We start from the raw sequence: 2,024 nt of genomic DNA on the forward strand, positions 1-2,024 counted from the left end.
CCGGACTTCCGCAGATGTTGGGCACACGATTCCCCGGAAATGGGTGTTGACGTGCGGTGATGATGAATCGACGCGATTTGGTCGTGTTACTACACGACCTCGCTGCGCTCGGGGAGAGGGTGACGAACGCGGTCAGGCGCTGGGTGTGAAGTCGACGAATCGGGGAGGTTCGGGCAGGTCAAGGGCGCCGAGGATGCGGCGCTGGCTCGCGGTGAGCGCGGAGCGTTGCGCGACGGTGCCGTGATCGGTGGCCAGGGTGATCAGGTGCAGCCGGTCGAGTTCGTGGGCGATGGTGCGCCAAGTGTCGCCGGTGGCGGTCTCAGCAACCCGGATCAGCAGTAGCGCCAGCCAGCACAGTTGCACGTGCGCCCGGATGCGGTCTTCGCGATAGTGGAACACCGGACGTAATTTCAACGCGCCCTTCATGTCCCGCCAACCACGTTCCACTGCCAGCAACTGCTTGTAGGCCGCCGCCAGATCTTCTGGGGTAAGGGTGGTATCCGAGGTCCGCAGCAACCATTTGCCGTCCAGCCCGGCTTCCGCCTTGATCGCGGCGGCATCGATCCGCAGCAACCCGGACTTGGTGCGCCGCAGATACCGCCGCAAGCCCGGCTTGGCCTTGAGGGAGCCGACAAATTCGTCGCGGCGGCGGGTGGCCCAGTCATCGGATCCGGCGATCAGCTCTCGCAGATGGGCCACGAGGTTGCTGCGCACCGCGGCGTCACGCTCGGCTTGATCAGGGTTGTGGCACACCACGAACCGCACGGCGCGGGCACCACCCTCGCCGTCACCGTCCCCGCCGGGAGCGACGTGAACTTCCTTGACCCGGAGGTTACCGGCGACGGCGTGGTAGCGGCCCGGGCGGGCCAGCGCGGCAGCCGCTTCGGCGTTGGTGTGGCGTAGTTTCTCGGCGTGGATGTAGTGCCCACCACCGCGGGTGAGGTAGGCGCGGTTGGTCGCGGAGGCGAATCCGCGGTCGGCGACCCACACCAGGCGGCGTAGTTGCCAGCCGGCGAGGTCGTCTTTGATGGTGCGGATGATCGCGGTGTCGGCGGTGTTGCCGGGAAAGGTCCAGCAGCGCACCGGGATTCCATCGCGGGTGACGGCCATCGCGATCACCACCTGCGGCAGGTCGGTACGAAAGTCCTTGGAATGACCGAACGTCCGCGTCCCGGATTCGGTCGGGCGGGTGATGCCGTCATCGACGACCGGGTCAGCCAGCTCGGGCAACTCATCGGGGCTGTCGGTTTCGAAGTAGGTCGATGTGGTGTCGACGAACACGATGTCGAGATCCAAATTCAACAGGTGCGCCACCGAATCGAATACCTCAGCAGCGATATCGTCGAGCGCCTCGAGCAGAAAATCCATGCCCCGATACGCCTGATCATCGGTCAGGGTGGTGATCCCACCGATGGCGACCCGTTCCGCGAGCCAGCCGGTCGCCGCGAGTTTCGAACCGGGTTCCAGCGCGCGTTGGGCGACCAGGGTGAAGATCACCCGCTCGACCTGGTCAGCATCCAGACGCCGCGCCGCAGCCGCCCGGGTGATCGCCGCACCGATCCCTAACCGCTCCCACAACCGGTCCAGCGTCCACGCGCCACCGAGGCGACGGCTGTCGAGGATCTCCACCCCCTCGCCGCTGGCGCTTGCGCTTGCGCTCGCGGCCTGCCCGGGTGAGAGAAACCGGGAGATCGAGCCCACCAGCCGGGCCAGCCCGTCACGATCGACGGTCTCGGCGCGCCCGAAGTTGTGGATCACCTTCGCTGTCGGGGCGCCGGTTTTCGGATGGCGTTCGTTGTGCGCCAGCTGCAGATACGACACGGTGGAACCATCTTTGTTCTTGCGCCGCGTCTCCCGCAGGTACATACCTACACAACACCACATGAAACAGCGAATTACCAGCAGACACGCCCCAATTCGTGTGCCTACAAGTATTCGCGCTTTCGGGCACCCCTCACCGCTCTCACCTGCGCATTCAGCTCAGCGGCAACGCCAAAATGCCTACCAACTGCGGAAGTCCGGTC

Annotated in this window: 1 protein-coding gene; it reads right to left on the reverse strand. The window is 65.5% G+C overall.

Annotation, left to right across the window (positions count from 1 at the left end; translation table 11 throughout):
• Positions 1–132: 132 nt before the first annotated feature.
• Entirely contained in the window at positions 133–1,866 is a 1,734-nt protein-coding gene (locus tag ACWDTI_RS27220; protein WP_449741260.1) for an IS1634 family transposase, read from the reverse strand.
• Positions 1,867–2,024 lie beyond the last annotated feature (158 nt).

This window comes from Gordonia sp. NPDC003424 (assembly GCF_053588655.1).

Excerpts from the sequence above, each read along its gene's own strand:
- ACWDTI_RS27220 (WP_449741260.1), bottom strand. The coding sequence starts at position 1,866 with ATGTACCTGCGGGAGACGCGGCGCAAGAACAAAGATGGTTCCACCGTG.